Below are 14,940 nucleotides of genomic sequence, written 5' to 3'. Positions count from 1 at the left end.
GTATGGCTTCCTCTCCTCATCACTACTGCGCATCGCGTCCGTAGCGCTACCTCCAGCGTAGGCGCACCCCGCAACCTCGTCGTGTCAGGCAAGCGACGACGCCATCAAGCTCAATAGGAATGGCTGCGAGCGCTGGGCGCTCATGCTGAAGATGACTTACAGCATGACATCAGGAGCAGCTTTACGACGATCATTGACAAAAATTCCGTACTCATATAATGTGTTGCACATGTCATACACACAAAGTGAGTATTGAAAATGAAACTTCCTAAATACGAAGCGCTAGGCAAGCGGATGTGCGATCTGAGGATGGCCATAGGCATAGCAACGCAGGCCGAGCTCGCTCATCACCTCGGCATGTCCCAGCAAACCGTTAGCCGCTGGGAAGCGGGAACTTCCCGGCCCCGCACCAATGAGCTGTCAAAGCTCGCTGCGGTGCTCAAGGTTGACGTAACGGAACTGACGAACGCCGCAGGGTATGCCCCTGAGGTGACGACGGTGTCTTTCGATCGGCTGCTTCCGCTCCCAAGCCTGCTGCCCGACAGCTTCGAATACTTCTGCCTCGATCTTCTCGCGACCCACCACCAAGGAACAGCGGACGTACACTTGGCGGGAAAGACGGGCCACAAGCAGTACGGCATCGACATTGAGGCGCTGTTCGCCAACGGCGACCTGCACACGTACCAATGCAAGCGCGTAGCGGAGTTCGGCCCCGAGAAGGTTAAGAAGGCGATCAAGGACCAGACGATCGCCGCGAAGAAGAAGCACCTCCTCCTCTCCCGCGTCGCCAGTCCCGACGCGCGCGGCGAAATCAAACGCGTGCGTGGATGGGACCTCTGGGACCAAGTCGACATCACACGGGTCTTCCGCACCCTGCCGAAGCGCGAGCAGGTGCGCATCGCCGACATCTACTTCCCGACGCAGCGCTTCGCGCTGACGGGCGAGCTGGCCGCAGGGCCGTGGCAAACGGTAGAGGCGTTCTTCGCGCCGCAGCTCGTGGAAGGTCGTGTTTTCAATCAGCGCTGGGAACTCGTAGGCCGCAGAACGGAACTCGATGGGCTCGCGCACGCCTTCGCAGATCCCAGCGTACTTGCGGTGAGTCTGATCGGCCGTGCAGGTGAAGGGAAGTCACGGGTGCTGCGTACTGCCCTTGAAGCGTTCGCTTCGCAGTACCCGGGCGTTCGCGTGGTCGTAGCCTCGCCCACGGAGGAAATCACGGCGAAGAGCCTTGAGGATTTGGGGGCTGGCGAGAAGCTGCTCGTTGTCGATGACGTTCATGACCGCAGTGATTTGGTCCAACTCATTCGCTACGCAGCCGACAGTCGCTCCCAGGCGCGTTTACTTCTGGTCTATCGGTCGTATTGGACCGATGTCGTACAGCGCGAACTGGCGCGCTACGGACTGACGGGAAACCTGACCAGGTCGATCACACTGGGCAAGCCAACGAAGCAGGACGGGATCGCCTTAGCTACCCAGGTGCTCTCCAAGAACGGGGCGCCGATCGAGTCCGCCAAAGAGATCGCGGCCGTGGCGTACGACAGTCCGCTGGCCGTCGTAGTCGGCGCGCAGATCGTCGCCACCGAAGGACTGCACCCGGAGCTGTTCGGCTCGAATGAGGTCTTCCGAACGACGGTGTTGAAGCATTACGAGAAAGTCATCGCGCAGGGAATCGCGCAGGGGAAAGACCAAGAGCGCGTGCATGCGATCCTTCGCGTGCTGGCGCTCATCCAGCCCGTTGTCCCTGACGACAAGCACGTGCTGGAACTGCTCGCGAACATCGAGGGGATCGAGGCCCCCGATGCGTCACGCTTGGTGCGACTCCTTGTCGATGCTGGGGTGCTCTTCAAACGGGGCGCTAAATACCGGCTGTCACCCGATCTGCTGGCCGACTCGATCATCGAATCGGCGTGCATCACGGCAAGCGGTGCTTCGAACGGCCACGCCGAGAAGGTCTTCGCCGCATCCATACCCGAGCACAAGGAGCATGTACTGCTGAACCTCGGGCGGCTCGACTGGCGGCGGAACGAAGGAGACGCATCTGCGAGCACGCTACTCGACGGGCTGTGGTCGCTGCTCGCATGGGAAGACGACTACGTGCATGCACAGGTAAAATCTGCAGCTGCGGCGGCGTACTTCCAGCCTCGACAAGCCCTCGCCTTCGCTCGACGACTGATTGACGGCGGGCATGGGCAGGACGAGGACGTGTGTCGCATCGCCCATGGCGCGACGTACCATATCAACTACCTCGCCGATGCATGCTCGCTGCTCTGGGAAGCCGGACAACACGATGCACGACCGACGCACCAGCATCCGAACCACGCGATTCGACTCCTGATAGAGCTTGCGACGCCGGAGCCTCGGAAACCGGCCGAATTCGTCGAGGGCGTTGTCGATTTCGCGCTATCGCTCCTCGACTACCCGGAGAGCTGGAACGGACCGTACACGCCATTCGACGTGCTCAAAGGCGCCCTCGCGACCGAAGGTCGCTTCACGTCCGCTGCCACGAGCCGCGAAATCACGATCTCGACGTACGCGGTCCAGCGCGAGAGGGTCAAACAAGTGCGGCAGCGGATCATCGCCGAGCTACTCTCAAGCCTCTCACATACGAATCAGCGCCGCGCCTTTCTGGCCGCACAGCATCTCGCCGATGCCCTCCGCGGGCCTATCGCCGCTCAGCCCGGCATCGCTGACCCCTGGGGCGACGAATTCCTCGAAACGCTCGAAAGGATCGATACGCTGCTCGGCACAGCAGACGTGCCCGCAACAATCCTGCTCAGGGTCGCGGAGTCAGTTCATTGGCACGCGTTCTACGGTCCCGCGCGTACCCAGGCGCCGGCGCGACGGATTCTCGCTCGCCTCAGTCGCGACCTCGTCACGCGCACGATCCGCGCGTTCATGGACGCCTGGGGTACGAATACGTGGCCGATGGAAGAGAACACCGGCCGCCCGCAACACGACGCGGACATCGACGCGCTCTGCCTCGAACTTGGAGCGCAGTACCCTGAGCCGACCCGACTCGCGCAATTCCTGCATGACCGCTTGGAGGACATCACCCGCGCGACCGGCTCCCCGAACTACGGGCCCGCCCAACTCTTCCTCGGTCGCCTGCTGCAATCGAACCTATCGCTTGCCCGGCATCTCGTGCAAGCGTATCTGCGTGGCGAAAGTTCTCAGCTCTCTCCGCACGTTGGGCGAGCCCTGGGAGTCCTGCTGACTAGCGCCCGTGAGGAAGTGTCTGCATTGATCGAGGAGTTACTCGCGAAGAGCGACTCGCAGCTTCAGATGGTTGCGGAGGGCTATCTGTTCGCGTCCAATATCGCCCCGTATTCTGAGCTCGACCTTGTCGCGCTGAAACGTGTCTTCGCCAGCCGCGAAGGGGCGGTCCTCTGGTGCGCGCCGCGCATCGCGCACGAGGTAGCGCGGACAGACAAGCGGCTGGCAATCGAGCTCCTGGCAAGTGTCGACATGGAAAACGCACTGCGCTACGCGCGCGACTTCTTCATGTGGATTGTTCACGAAGAGACGATTCCGTTCGATCTGATCCGCGACGACCAGTTGCAAAGACTGATCGGCGGTCTGCGCCACGCATCTCGCCTAGACGATCACTGGGTCAACGCGTTCCTGAAGAAGGTTATTCGACGGGCACCGGGCTTGGTCCTCGAATTGGCTATGGCGCGCATCGACGATGCGATAGCCTCCGACGATTGGCAAAAGCAACCCCTTGGTGGTGTCCTTCATGACCGGGATGCGCTCAACCTCATGTCCCTATCTGAGGGGCCGGCGCTCCTTCGCGGCCTGCTCGACTGGGCGCTCGCACGGATCGGTGACTACACGTTCAGCTACCGCTTCGCCGAACTCATGCAGTCGCTCTGCAGTCCGTACGGTGCGGTGTGCGTCGCGACCATGGAGGACTGGTTCACCGGTGGCTCCGCCGAGCACTTGAAGGTCGTTACTGCAATTCTTCGCGATGCCGGCCCTCGCTTCATCCATGCCAATGAGGGATTCGCAGCACGAACGCTGAAGGCTGCGCGTGGCATTAGCCGCAAGGCGCATAAGGATCTTTCCTCAGCGATCTTCGCGGCCAGCGTGAGTGGAGTCCGTTCGGGGGCACCCGGCAAGCCGTTCGATGCTGATCTCGAACTCAAGCAGATGGCGGAGCAGCGTCTGGCGCACCTTGCAAAGAGCGACGCGACATTCGAGCTCTACCGAGACCTCCGGGACTACGCTGCCCACGCGATCGAACGCCAGCTTGAGGAGGGGCGCAGCATGGACGAGGAGGATGCTGATGCCTGAAATCGGCGCGCTCAGCGCTCTGTCTCGCTCAGAGTTGTGGGATGGAATTTTTGAAGGTTCCGTCTTCATCCGATTCTCGTTTTGGCTTTTCGTTGGCGGTCGTGCCTAAACGTCCGTTCGGCGCTGCGCGTCGTTCGCGCCGCCAACTTGCCGAAGGTCGGCGGCCGACCGGTTACCTACTCACCAAAGGGATGCACCATGGCCGATTTGTCTTCCATAGAACATCGCAAACTCGAACGGCTATTTCGCATGGGTGGCGGCTACGTGCTCAATTTCACCGATCGCACATTCAGCGAGTTTTTCGAGGAACACACGCGCCGTGACATCGATACCGCTGTCTACCGCGAGCGTGGTACTTCCAAAGCCAACCGTATGCGCGGATTCTGGAAGGTCGAAGGCAACCACCTGGTCGGCAAAGTAATCCAAGCGCTGATCTTGTACGGTCAGGCTGAGAACTGTTTGGGCGACGAGCCGGGATTGACCGAACTGACCGACGATTGCTGGAAAATCGCCAGCCGTATGATGCGCGACACACCCGTCGCCGAACTGGATGCACTGACCGCCACGGTCGACGAGCGCGACTTTGAAACGGTTGCTCAACATGTGCGCGAAGCCATCGAGAAAAACCAGCCCGAAGCGGCTCTGGATCGGCTGCACACGTTCGTCATCAAATACGTGCGCACACTGTGCGAGCAGCGCGGCGTTGAAGTCAACCGCGACAAAGCCTTGCACAGCATTTTCGGCGAATATGTGAAACGCCTACGCGACGCAGGTCACCTTGAATCGGTGATGACCGAGCGCATCCTGAAATCCAGCATTTCTGTGCTCGAAGCCTTCAGTGACGTTCGCAACAACAAGAGCCTGGCCCATGACAACCCAATCCTCAACTACGAGGAAAGCCTGCTCATCTTCAACCACGTTGCCAGTTCGATTCGCTTCATCAAATCAATCGAAGCCAGAACGAAACACGCGACTACGCCGATAACGATCGTGGCACCCGACGACGATTTGCCGTTTTAATTCGTCCGTATCGATATTCGACCAAACAGCAATATTTACTGTGCAGTGAATTTTGTTGAGCGATGCCGGGCGTCCCGGCGTTGCCGCCGTCGGGCTCGCGGGCGTTGCCCCGCGCCTCGTGCCGAGTCACGGCCATTCGGCATTGATCCCTGACGCCTCCGGCCCTTGGGCCTGCGCGCGCCGCTTGCCGTAAAGGCGGTGGAGTGTGTGGGGTGGTCTTGCTGTTCCCTTCAATGTACCACGCCGTTCTCGCCGTCAAGGGCTGCGCGTGCCCTGCACGCTGGCGTCCATGCGGCCGTCTGCGACCCCTGACTGCTTGCGCTGCGGCGTGTTCCTCCGGTTCCAGGCAATTCCGCCCGATTCGGACTGGAGCACGATCATGTCGCAACTTACTCATTCTCTCGATTCTTCCCTTCTCGTCTGTCAAACAGCGTGCAATACTTACCAGATTAGGGGTGGAAACAGCGTCCAAAAGTTTCCACCCTAGTGTGTCACCATCCGGTGTTTTAGCCGGGGGTATCTGGAGTGATTTATATGGACATCATTTACGAAATAAGAAGACGTCATTCAGTACAGAAACAATCGATTTCTGCCATTGCGAGAGAAATGGGACTCTCCCGGCCGACCGTACGCAAACATCTCAATACCGTCGAACAGCCTAAATATCAGCGGCTGCTAACGGTTTCACCCCGCCTCGATGAATATAAAGACCAGCTAACCTCCTGGTTAGAAGAAGAATCCAAACTACCCCGATCACGGCGCCGAACAGCGCAACGGCTATTTGAGGGGCTACAGGAACTAGGTTACGGCGGGGCCTACGACAGCATTCAACGATTTGTAAAACAGTGGAAATCCAGCGCACATGGTCCAAAAATCACCGAAGCGTTTATTCCGTTGGTGTTTCTGCCAGCCGATGCCTGCCAGTTTGACTGGAGCCAGGAACAGGTGGAAATCGCTGGCATCATGCAAACGATTAAAGTCGCCCATTTCCGGTTAGCCTATAGCCGCCAAATGTTTGTGGCCGCCTATCCCAGAGAAACGCAGGAAATGGTCTTTGATGCGCACATCCGGGCATTTACCTTCTTTGGCGGTGTGCCTGCCCGTCTGATTTACGATAATCTCAAGACCGTCGTCGACACCGTCTTTGTCGGTAAAGAACGTCAATTTAACCGGCGCTTTTTAACGCTGGCCAATCATTATCTGTTTGAACCAGTGGCCTGCACTCCTGCTTCTGGTTGGGAGAAAGGTCAGGTCGAGAATCAAGTTGGCAATGTACGGGAATGGCTGTTTACCCCGTTGGCCCGCTTTGCTTCCTTTGCGGATTTAAATGCGTGGCTCACAACCCGCTGCCAGGAATTAGCGCAACGTATGCACCCGACACAAAGTCAGCGCACCATTGCAGACTGTTATGCTGATGAGCAGCCTTTGCTTCGACCTGTCAGCGCGCACTTTGATGGCTATGTAGAAAAAATGATGCGTGCCTCGTCCACTTGTCTAGTGAAAGTAGACCGGAATAAGTACAGTGTGCCAGCGCGGTTTGCCGGGCAGGCGGTATCTGTTCGCACGACAGCAAATCTGGTGCGGGTCGTCGCACAGGGCGAAGTGATTGCCGCCCATGCCCGTCAATTCAGTCGTGACCAGTTGATTTGTGATCCCTGGCATTACCTGCCTGTTCTGGAGAAGAAGCCTGGCGCTTTACGCAATGGCGCACCATTCGTTGAATGGACATTACCCAGAGCGGTTGTGCAAGTACGCGACCGGATTCTGAAGCAACCGAAAGGAGACCGAGCCTTCGTAGAATTACTGATGCTTGCCGGTGAAGCAGGACTTGATGCGCTTACTGTGGCATGTGAGTTAACTCTGGAGGGCGGCGTCATCAGTGCGCCTATCGTGATGAATGAATTGCGCCGTCTCATTGCGCCGCATTTACCCGCAGCAGCGATCCACCTGCCAGACACCATTGCTTTGACGATGGAACCTCTGGCGAACTGCCACCGTTATGATTATTTGCTGGGAGCGGCCAATGTCCACTGACCACGCTACCAGTTTAAAAACACTGCAACTCTATGGGATGGCTTTGGCATGGAGTGAGCTGCAGGCAGAAAAGCCCAGGCAAGCACATCGACCTGAAAGCTGGATGGAGCGGTTAATCCATGCAGAACAAACCGATAGGCAACTCAAGAGCTTACGCTATCAACTCAAAACAGCACGCTTCCCGATTCACCGTGACTTAACTGGCATTAACTGGGCAGAGACTCCCTTATCGCAAACAGTGGTTGAGCAATTGGCGACCGCAGGATTTATGGAAACAGCGCACAACCTAATTCTGGTGGGTGGTACTGGCACCGGCAAGTCGCATTTGGCCACTGCCATCGGTGTCGCGGCAATCCATCATGGCAAGCGGGTGCGTTTCTTTAATGCGGTCGATCTGGTCAACCAGTTGGAACGAGAGAAGAGTCAGGGAAAGGTCGGCAATCTGGCGAAACAGCTCTGCCTGATGGACGCTGTCATTTTAGATGAGCTGGGATATTTGCCGTTTCCCGCTTCTGGAGGTGCATTGTTGTTTCATCTGATCAGCCATCTCTATGAAAAAACCTCGCTCATCATTACGACCAATTTGTCATTCGGCGAGTGGGTACAGGTCTTTGGTGATGCAAAAATGACTACCGCTTTGCTTGACCGTGTTACGCACCATTGCGATATCTTGGAAACCGGGAACGATTCTTACCGATTTAAGCACAGCAAAAATCGTTCTGAACAAGCCGATAAAGTGGAAAAATTTGGACGCTGACAGGTGGTAAATATTGAACGCTGTTTGACAACGCAGGACCGGGCCGCCGCGCTGGAACAAGCACGGCAGGTCGCAGTCCAAGAGCGTGCGCGTGAAGTGCGCCGTCGCTTCCAGGGCGATGGCACTCTCTACACGCCGACCACGATCAACTTCTACAACCCCTGAGGACTCGACCATGAAAACCCTTCTCACCGTTACCGCCTGCACCCTGCTACTGGCCGCGTGCAACAAGCCGGCACCCACCAACTCCGTCGAATCGCTGATGGCCAATCCCGAGCGACTGACGGATGTTCGCGCCCAGTGCAAAGCCGACCACGCCAAGGTTGGTGATGCGCTATGCACGATGGCCGCTGAGGCCACGCGGCGACGCTTCATGGGCAGCGGCACGCCGTACACGCCTGCGCCAGCGGCTACGCCACCGCCCACACCGAAGGACTAAGCCATGAACGACTTGTCGGTCATCGACCACTTCCTTGATGTTTTCTCGCGCTACATCGACTCGGGTTTCGGGTTACTGCATGGTGAGGTAGCGTTTCTCACCGCCACGCTGGTGGTGATCGACATGACACTGGCCGGACTGTTCTGGGCCATGGGCGGCGAAGAGGTCATCGGCAAGCTGATCAAGAAAACGCTATACGTCGGTGCCTTCGCTTTCATCATCGGCAATTTCAACAATCTGGCGGGCATTCTGTTTCGCTCCTTTGCCGGGCTAGGGCTGGTGGCGTCGGGTTCCACGCTGACGCAAGCGCAGTTTCTGCGTCCGGGTGTACTGGCCAAGGTCGGCGTCGATGCAGCGCGGCCCATCATGGCGCAGATCAGCGACATGACCGGCTTCCCGGAAGTGTTCGCGCACCTCGATGTCATCTCGGTGTTGTTCCTCGCCTGGCTGGTAGTGATCATCAGCTTCTTCGTGTTGGCAGTGCAGCTCTTCGTCACGCTGATCGAATTCAAACTGACGACACTCGCAGGCTTCGTGCTGGTGCCGTTTGCGCTATGGAACAAGACGGCATTTCTGGCCGAACGCGTATTGGGCAACGTGGTGTCGTCGGGCATCAAGGTGCTGGTGCTGGCCGTGATCGTGGGCATCGGTACAGGACTGTTTGCGCAATTTCAGGTGCCGCCCGGCACCGAACCATCCATCGACCTGGCGCTGACCATCATGCTGGCCTCGCTGGCGATGCTGGGACTGGGAATTTTCGGGCCGGGGATTGCGACCGGTCTGGTGTCGGGCGCACCACAGCTCGGCGCTGGCGCTGCGGCCGGAACGGCGCTGGGTGTCGCTGGTTTGGCGGTGGCCGGTGGTGCCGCTATCGCATCAGGTGGCGCAGCGGTGGCGGCGGGTGCGCGCATGGCGCCGGGTGCCGCGCGCGCGGCCATCGGTAGCGCCGCTTCGGCCGGGCGTGCGACAAGCTCAATGGCAAGCGGTGCGAAATCCGCTTACCAGGCCGGTGCTGCGGCATCGGGTAGTAGCGGTGTTCGCGCTGCCGGCGCGGGCCTCGCCAATGTGGCCAAGAGCGGTGCCGGTGCTGTCGGCCAGCGCGTCGCAGCCGGTGCGAAGGCGGTCAAGGACCGCGTAGCGAATTTCGTCGCGGAGGCTGCTGCGCCTGCGGCAGCAGCCGGTGCACCCGAATCAGCCGAATCGACTGACGCCAAGCCCCCTGCGGGCGAGCCCGCTTGGGCCAAACAAATGCGGCGCAAACAGCAAGCAAGCAGTGCGGTCTCGACGGCGGCGCACACGTTGCGCGCGGGCGACCACGGTGGCAGCGGCGCCAGCCCGAGCCTGCGCGATGAATCCAGCACTTGACGCCAACCCTTGAGGAGAAGAATTCATGCTATTCAAACGACCACAGGTGCGCTACTCGGAAACGCCCGCGCCTGTCACTCCCTACCAAGCCGCTGCGCAGGTCTGGGACCAGCGTATCGGCAGCGCCCGCGTGCAGGCGAAGAACTGGCGGCTGATGGCCTTCGGCTGTCTGTCGCTGGCATTGCTGATGGCGGGCGGTCTGGTGTGGCGCTCAGCGCAATCCATCGTCACGCCGTATGTGGTGGAGGTGGCCGCCGGTGGTCAGGTACGCGCGGTCGGCGAAGCGGCCACGCCGTACAAGCCGAACGACGCGCAGATTGCCTACCACCTGGCGCGCTTCGTCACCGACGTGCGTTCGCTGTCGATCGATCCGATCGTTGTCCGCCAAAACTGGCTCGAAGCCTACGACTACACGACGGACAAGGGAGCGGCCACGCTGAACGACTACGCACGCACCAACGATCCGTTCGCGCGCATCGGCCAGACCTCGACGGCGGTGGAAATCACGAGTGTGGTTCGCGCCAGCGAGTCCTCGTTCCAGGTGCGCTGGATCGAGCGCAACTATGCGAACGGTTCGCCCTCGGGCACCGAGCGCTGGACCGCCATGTTGTCCGTGGTGTTGCAACCACCGCGCACCGAAGAGCGACTACGCAAAAACCCGCTGGGAATCTATGTCAACGGCCTGTCCTGGAGCCGTGAACTCGACGCAACTGAAGGAGTGAAGAAACCATGAAAACACAAATCCGCATTGTCGCTTTGCCGTTGATCCTGAGTGCCACCTTGGCAACCGTCACAGGCTGTGCCACGCATGGACAGCCGCCACCTGACATCACGCTGGATGAATCTGTGGCGGCGCACGCGTTGCCAGAGCCGCCCAAACCCATCGAGGTAGTCGAAGTGCCGAAACCGCTGCCGCTGCCCGAGCAGTTGAAGTCCTTGCGCAACGCACCCGAGGATAAACCGGCAACTGAATCACCCGATGAGATAACGCGCGTGGCGCGCGCCAATGCCGAGGCGCGCGTGGCACCGAGCCGCGAGGGTTACATCAACGCTATCCAGGTCTGGCCTTATGCTGATGGAGCGCTGTATCAGGTCTACACCAGTCCAGGCCGCGTCACCGTCATCGCCTTGCAACATGGCGAAGAACTGGTGACGGTCTCGGCCGGTGACACGGTGCGCTGGATCGTCGGTGACACGGCCAGCGGTGCAGGCGCCAGCCTGCGTGTGAACATCCTCGTGAAGCCAACGCGCATCGGGTTGAAGACGAATCTGGTCATCACCACCAATCGCCGCACCTACCTGCTTGAACTGTCTTCGACACCGCAGGCGTGGATGGCCTCTGCATCGTGGGACTATCCGAAAGACCGCCTGCTGGCCCTGCAAAAGCAGGCGCAGCAAGCTCAGACGGCCGCGCCGGTGGACTCCGGTTTATCGCTGGAGCAGATCAAGTTCCGCTACGCGATTTCCGGCGACAGCCCGCCGTGGAAGCCGCTGCGCGCCTTCGACGACGGCGAGCGGGTCTATATCCAGTTCCCCGCCGGCATCGCGCAGGGCGAATTGCCGCCGCTGTTCGTGATCGGAGCGCAGGGTGATGGCCAACTCGTGAACTACCGCTTCCGCTCGCCGTACTACGTGGTGGATCGGTTGTTCGGTGCGGCCGAGTTGCGGCTGGGCGCCGACAAGGCCGCCGTTGTTCGCATCGAGCGCACCGATGGTGTGGGCAGCACGGCGCGGAGGCATTGAGCATGAGCACGCCCGCCACGCCACCACCAACTGGGTCGAATAAGGCCGACCCGGACACCATGGCTCTGCGCGCTTCGCCGCGCCCAGTCACGCGACTGAACCGGCGCATGCTGGCCGTCCTTGCGGGAACGCTGGGTGCGGTCGTATTGGGCGGCACACTGTGGTCGCTGCAATCGCACAAGCGCGAGCGCAACGCGGCCACCGAGCTATACAACGTGGACCGAGTCTCGCATGCCGAGAACCTCGACCAGTTGCCCAAGGATTATTCCAAGGTGCCGGTGGCTGCCAAGCCGGTGCCCGTTTTGGGCGAGCCATTGCCGGGCGATTTGGGTCCGGCCATAGTGGCGCAACGTAATGCGGGAGCGCCCGCGCAGACTGGGCACATTGCGCAGACAGGTGATCCCGAAGACGCGGCACATTCGGGGGTTTTCTTTCGCAGCGGTGCGGTGAAAGCAGCGCCGTCACCTACTGCGAATTCGGCCATGCCCGAGTCGGTATCTGGCAACCAGCCATTCAATCCGATGGCGCCTGCGGCCGCATCGGCGCAACCGACCGACCCGACGGCGGTGCAAAACCGGCAGGATCAGAAGCAGGCGTTTGTCGCCAATGGCGGCGACACCACAACCCGTAATCCGGCCAGCTTGCAACTGCCAGCCTCTCCCTACCAAGTGATGGCGGGCACCATCATTCCGGCAGCGCTGGTGACGGGCATCAATTCCGATCTGCCGGGGCAGGTCATCGCCAACGTCACCGAGGCGGTCTACGACACGGCCACAGGTCGCTTCCTGCTGATTCCGCAGGGCTCACGCCTGATCGGCCGCTACGACAGCCAGGTGTCATTCGGTCAGCGGCGCGTGTTACTTGTGTGGACGCGGTTGATCCTGCCCGATACCTCATCCATTTCGCTCGACCGCCTGCCCGGCATCGACCCAGCGGGCTATGCCGGACTGGAAGATGGCGTCGATTGGCATTGGGATCGCATCCTCGCCGGTGCTGCGTTGTCCACGCTGCTCGGCGTGGGTGCTGAGTTGGCTGCGCCTGATCGCACCGGCAGCGATAGCAAAATCATCATTGCCACGCGCCAGAGCGGGCAGGACACAGTGAACCAGGTCGGTCAGGAGATCACCAAACGCAATGTGAGCATCCAGCCGACGCTCACTATCCGGCCCGGCTTCCCGATGCGGGTCATGGTGAACAAGGATCTGATCTTGCGGCCGTACCAGCCGCTGTTCTTCCAAAGGGGATCGTCGCAATGAGTACGACCACCAACAAGCTGCGGCTGGGGCCGCTGCCGACCAAGACTGAGACAGTCAAAATCACCATTGCGCTCACCACCGCGTTGAAGACCGACTTGGAACGCTACGCCACGCAACATGCTCAGACCTACGGCGAGCCGATTGATGCCACGACGCTGATCCCGCACATGCTCGAAGCGTTCATGGCGCGGGATCGCGGCTTCAAGAAGATCACGGCGAAGTGATTCACAACCGCGCCGCGTGAGCGCAATCAGAATACGCTCATGCACGCCTGAGCGAGTTTTCAATAGATGCCGGAAAGATCACCATCACAGGACCGTATTTATATCGGCGGTTGCAATGCACGCAGCAACTGCCCTGCTGATGGAGAAGATCATGAACAAAGCAGATCGAAGTTTGCAGGCCGCGAGGTCGAACAACGACTCTGATGCAAACGACCTGCACGGCATGCCGCTACCACGACTGATCGCGCCGAATATCTTGCCGTTCCGACGCACGATCCGCCGTCCCGAGTTGCGACAAATCGTGCCTCTGGCCGACACCACGATCTACGACATGGAACGGCGCGGTGAATTTCCGCGCAGGTTCAATCTAACCGCACGCTGCGTGGTGTGGGATTTGACGGAGGTAGAGGCATGGCTTGATGCGCGCCGCCAAGCTTCCGACAGCGCGCAGATAAAACGAGCCCCCTCGCCGGACGTGCGTCAGCGCAAGCACCGCCCCGTCAAAGCAACGCCTGTGTCGTGATGATCTTCATCGACGGGGGCAGCAGCGTCGGGGTGTGCGATTCGCCGGCCACCCAGGCGTCAACCATGTCGGCCCACTCTTGCAGCATGTGGCGGCGCTGCTCGGCGTATTCAGCCTTGTTGTAGATGCCGCGTGATGAACGGCCATCTTCGTGGGCAAGACACTTCTCGATCCAGTCACTGTTGAAGCCCAACTCGTTGAGGATGGTCGAACCGGTGCGGCGCAGGTCATGCACAGTGAAATTTTCGATTGGCAGACCCTTCGCTTTCGACCGCTCCACGACTATCTGCCCGACACGGTTCAGCGTGGCGTTCGACATACACTTGTCGCCGTCATAGCGCGAAGGCAACAGGTATCTTGAGCCACCGGCGCAGGTGCGCAGTGCGATCATGATGTCGAGCGCCTGCTGCGACAGATAGATGTTGTGGGCCTTGCCGGCCTTCATGCGGGCTTTTGGGATAGTCCACAGTGCATTCTCGAAGTCGATCTCATCCCATGTCGCGTGGATCAGTTCGCCTTTGCGCACCAGCGTGAGCAAGATCAGCCGCAGACCCAGTTTGATGGTCGGGTACGAAGCGACGTACTCCAACTGCTTGAGCATGATGCGTATCTCGGACGGCGACAGCGCTCGATCCCGTGCCACGAAAGTGGCGATCGACGATGGTCCAACGTCGTCGGCAGGGTTGGCCACCTTCTCGCCGTGCAAGATGGCAAAACCGTAGATTTGCTTGATGATGTCGCGAACGTGGATAGCCGTTGCTGGCGCTCCCCTCCCCTTCACCTTGTCGCACAGATCGCGCAGGTCATCAGGACTGATCTCGCTCAGCAAGCGGCTCTTGAACACAGGCAGGATGTCCCGGTCAAGGATGCTCTTGCGCATCGACCGCGTGCTGTCGGCCATCCGCGCACCCTCGTACCACTCGTCGGTAAATTCCTGGAAGGTTTTGGCGTCCGAAAGGCGCCTCTTCTCTCGCTGCTTTTCCTGCGCCGGGGACTGTCCTTCCGAAACTACCCGCTTCGCGTCGATGCATTTTTCGCGTGCACGGGCCAGCGACAGACCGCCTGGCCCATAACGGCCAATCGTCAGCGTTTCGCGCCTGCTATTGATCCGGTAGTCATAACGGAACGTGACGGTACCCGCCGTCGAGACCGTCACATACATGCCATCCCTGTCCGTCACCTTGTAGGGCGCATCCTTGGGTTTGAGATTCTTCAGTGCGGTATCGGTCAGCATGGTGTCCTCCTGAGAACAGCAATTTTACCGTCAACGACTCAAAAGACACAGA

Annotated in this window: 12 protein-coding genes and 1 pseudogene; 12 read left to right on the top strand and 1 reads right to left on the bottom strand. The window is 59.8% G+C overall.

The window, feature by feature from the left end:
• Positions 1-258: 258 nt before the first annotated feature.
• The 12 genes and pseudogenes from RGU72_RS03335 (at position 259) to RGU72_RS03280 (ending at position 13,654) form a co-directional block, all read left to right on the top strand.
• Positions 259-4,293, top strand: a complete 4,035-nt coding sequence (locus RGU72_RS03335; protein WP_322118374.1) for a helix-turn-helix domain-containing protein — start codon at positions 259-261, stop codon at positions 4,291-4,293.
• 198 nt (positions 4,294-4,491) lie between these two features.
• Positions 4,492-5,313, top strand: coding sequence for an abortive infection family protein (locus tag RGU72_RS03330; RefSeq protein WP_322118373.1), 822 nt, complete (start codon positions 4,492-4,494; stop codon positions 5,311-5,313).
• 534 nt (positions 5,314-5,847) lie between these two features.
• Entirely contained in the window at positions 5,848-7,347 is a 1,500-nt protein-coding gene (gene istA, locus RGU72_RS03325; RefSeq protein WP_322118372.1) for an IS21 family transposase, read from the top strand.
• Entirely contained in the window at positions 7,337-8,104 is a 768-nt protein-coding gene (istB, locus tag RGU72_RS03320) for an IS21-like element helper ATPase IstB (RefSeq protein ID WP_322118371.1), read from the top strand. The genes istA and istB overlap by 11 nt, the downstream gene beginning before the upstream one ends.
• Before the next feature lie 24 nt (positions 8,105-8,128).
• A pseudogene (locus tag RGU72_RS03315) lies at positions 8,129-8,269 on the top strand (P-type conjugative transfer protein TrbJ); the annotation flags it as partial.
• A gap of 10 nt (positions 8,270-8,279) precedes the next feature.
• A complete protein-coding gene (locus tag RGU72_RS03310) occupies positions 8,280-8,543 on the top strand; it encodes an EexN family lipoprotein (RefSeq protein WP_322118370.1) in 264 nt (87 codons plus the stop codon).
• 3 nt (positions 8,544-8,546) lie between these two features.
• Positions 8,547-9,908 (top strand): P-type conjugative transfer protein TrbL, encoded by a 1,362-nt coding sequence (gene trbL, locus RGU72_RS03305; protein WP_322118369.1) that lies wholly within the window; start codon positions 8,547-8,549, stop codon positions 9,906-9,908.
• Positions 9,909-9,933: 25 nt separating this feature from the next.
• Positions 9,934-10,641 (top strand): conjugal transfer protein TrbF, encoded by a 708-nt coding sequence (trbF, locus tag RGU72_RS03300; RefSeq protein WP_322118368.1) that lies wholly within the window; start codon positions 9,934-9,936, stop codon positions 10,639-10,641.
• Positions 10,638-11,651, top strand: coding sequence for a P-type conjugative transfer protein TrbG (gene trbG, locus RGU72_RS03295; protein WP_322118367.1), 1,014 nt, complete (start codon positions 10,638-10,640; stop codon positions 11,649-11,651). The genes trbF and trbG overlap by 4 nt, the downstream gene beginning before the upstream one ends.
• Before the next feature lie 2 nt (positions 11,652-11,653).
• On the top strand, positions 11,654-12,907 hold the full coding sequence (locus tag RGU72_RS03290) for a TrbI/VirB10 family protein (RefSeq protein ID WP_322118366.1): 1,254 nt from the start codon (positions 11,654-11,656) through the stop codon (positions 12,905-12,907).
• The gene (locus tag RGU72_RS03285) at positions 12,904-13,131 is read left to right on the top strand and encodes a DUF2274 domain-containing protein (RefSeq protein ID WP_322118365.1); all 228 of its coding nucleotides are present in this window, start codon (positions 12,904-12,906) and stop codon (positions 13,129-13,131) included. Before RGU72_RS03290 ends, RGU72_RS03285 begins: the two co-directional genes overlap by 4 nt.
• 151 nt (positions 13,132-13,282) lie before the next feature.
• On the top strand, positions 13,283-13,654 hold the full coding sequence (locus tag RGU72_RS03280; protein ID WP_322118364.1) for a helix-turn-helix transcriptional regulator: 372 nt from the start codon (positions 13,283-13,285) through the stop codon (positions 13,652-13,654).
• Here the strand turns inward: RGU72_RS03280 and RGU72_RS03275 are convergent.
• Positions 13,632-14,888, bottom strand: a complete 1,257-nt coding sequence (locus RGU72_RS03275; protein ID WP_322118363.1) for a tyrosine-type recombinase/integrase — start codon at positions 14,886-14,888, stop codon at positions 13,632-13,634. The genes RGU72_RS03280 and RGU72_RS03275 overlap by 23 nt on opposite strands.
• Positions 14,889-14,940 lie beyond the last annotated feature (52 nt).

Origin of the sequence: Undibacterium sp. 5I1 (genome assembly GCF_034314085.1) — a bacterium.
In the GTDB taxonomy this organism is placed as follows: Bacteria; Pseudomonadota; Gammaproteobacteria; order Burkholderiales; family Burkholderiaceae_D; genus Undibacterium.
Note: the sequence above shows the minus strand (reverse complement) of the source record. Positions and strands in the feature narration are given on the sequence as shown.

What these genes read in the sequence shown, in the direction of transcription:
- RGU72_RS03335 (WP_322118374.1), top strand. Translation starts at nt 259, where the DNA reads ATGAAACTTCCTAAATACGAAGCGCTAGGCAAGCGGATGTGCGATCTG.
- RGU72_RS03280 (WP_322118364.1), top strand. Translation starts at nt 13,283, where the DNA reads ATGAACAAAGCAGATCGAAGTTTGCAGGCCGCGAGGTCGAACAACGAC.
- trbL (WP_322118369.1), top strand. Translation starts at nt 8,547, where the DNA reads ATGAACGACTTGTCGGTCATCGACCACTTCCTTGATGTTTTCTCGCGC.
- RGU72_RS03275 (WP_322118363.1), bottom strand. Translation starts at nt 14,888, where the DNA reads ATGCTGACCGATACCGCACTGAAGAATCTCAAACCCAAGGATGCGCCC.
- RGU72_RS03310 (WP_322118370.1), top strand. Translation starts at nt 8,280, where the DNA reads ATGAAAACCCTTCTCACCGTTACCGCCTGCACCCTGCTACTGGCCGCG.
- trbF (WP_322118368.1), top strand. Translation starts at nt 9,934, where the DNA reads ATGCTATTCAAACGACCACAGGTGCGCTACTCGGAAACGCCCGCGCCT.
- RGU72_RS03330 (WP_322118373.1), top strand. Translation starts at nt 4,492, where the DNA reads ATGGCCGATTTGTCTTCCATAGAACATCGCAAACTCGAACGGCTATTT.
- istA (WP_322118372.1), top strand. Translation starts at nt 5,848, where the DNA reads ATGGACATCATTTACGAAATAAGAAGACGTCATTCAGTACAGAAACAA.
- RGU72_RS03290 (WP_322118366.1), top strand. Translation starts at nt 11,654, where the DNA reads ATGAGCACGCCCGCCACGCCACCACCAACTGGGTCGAATAAGGCCGAC.
- istB (WP_322118371.1), top strand. Translation starts at nt 7,337, where the DNA reads ATGTCCACTGACCACGCTACCAGTTTAAAAACACTGCAACTCTATGGG.
- RGU72_RS03285 (WP_322118365.1), top strand. Translation starts at nt 12,904, where the DNA reads ATGAGTACGACCACCAACAAGCTGCGGCTGGGGCCGCTGCCGACCAAG.
- trbG (WP_322118367.1), top strand. Translation starts at nt 10,638, where the DNA reads ATGAAAACACAAATCCGCATTGTCGCTTTGCCGTTGATCCTGAGTGCC.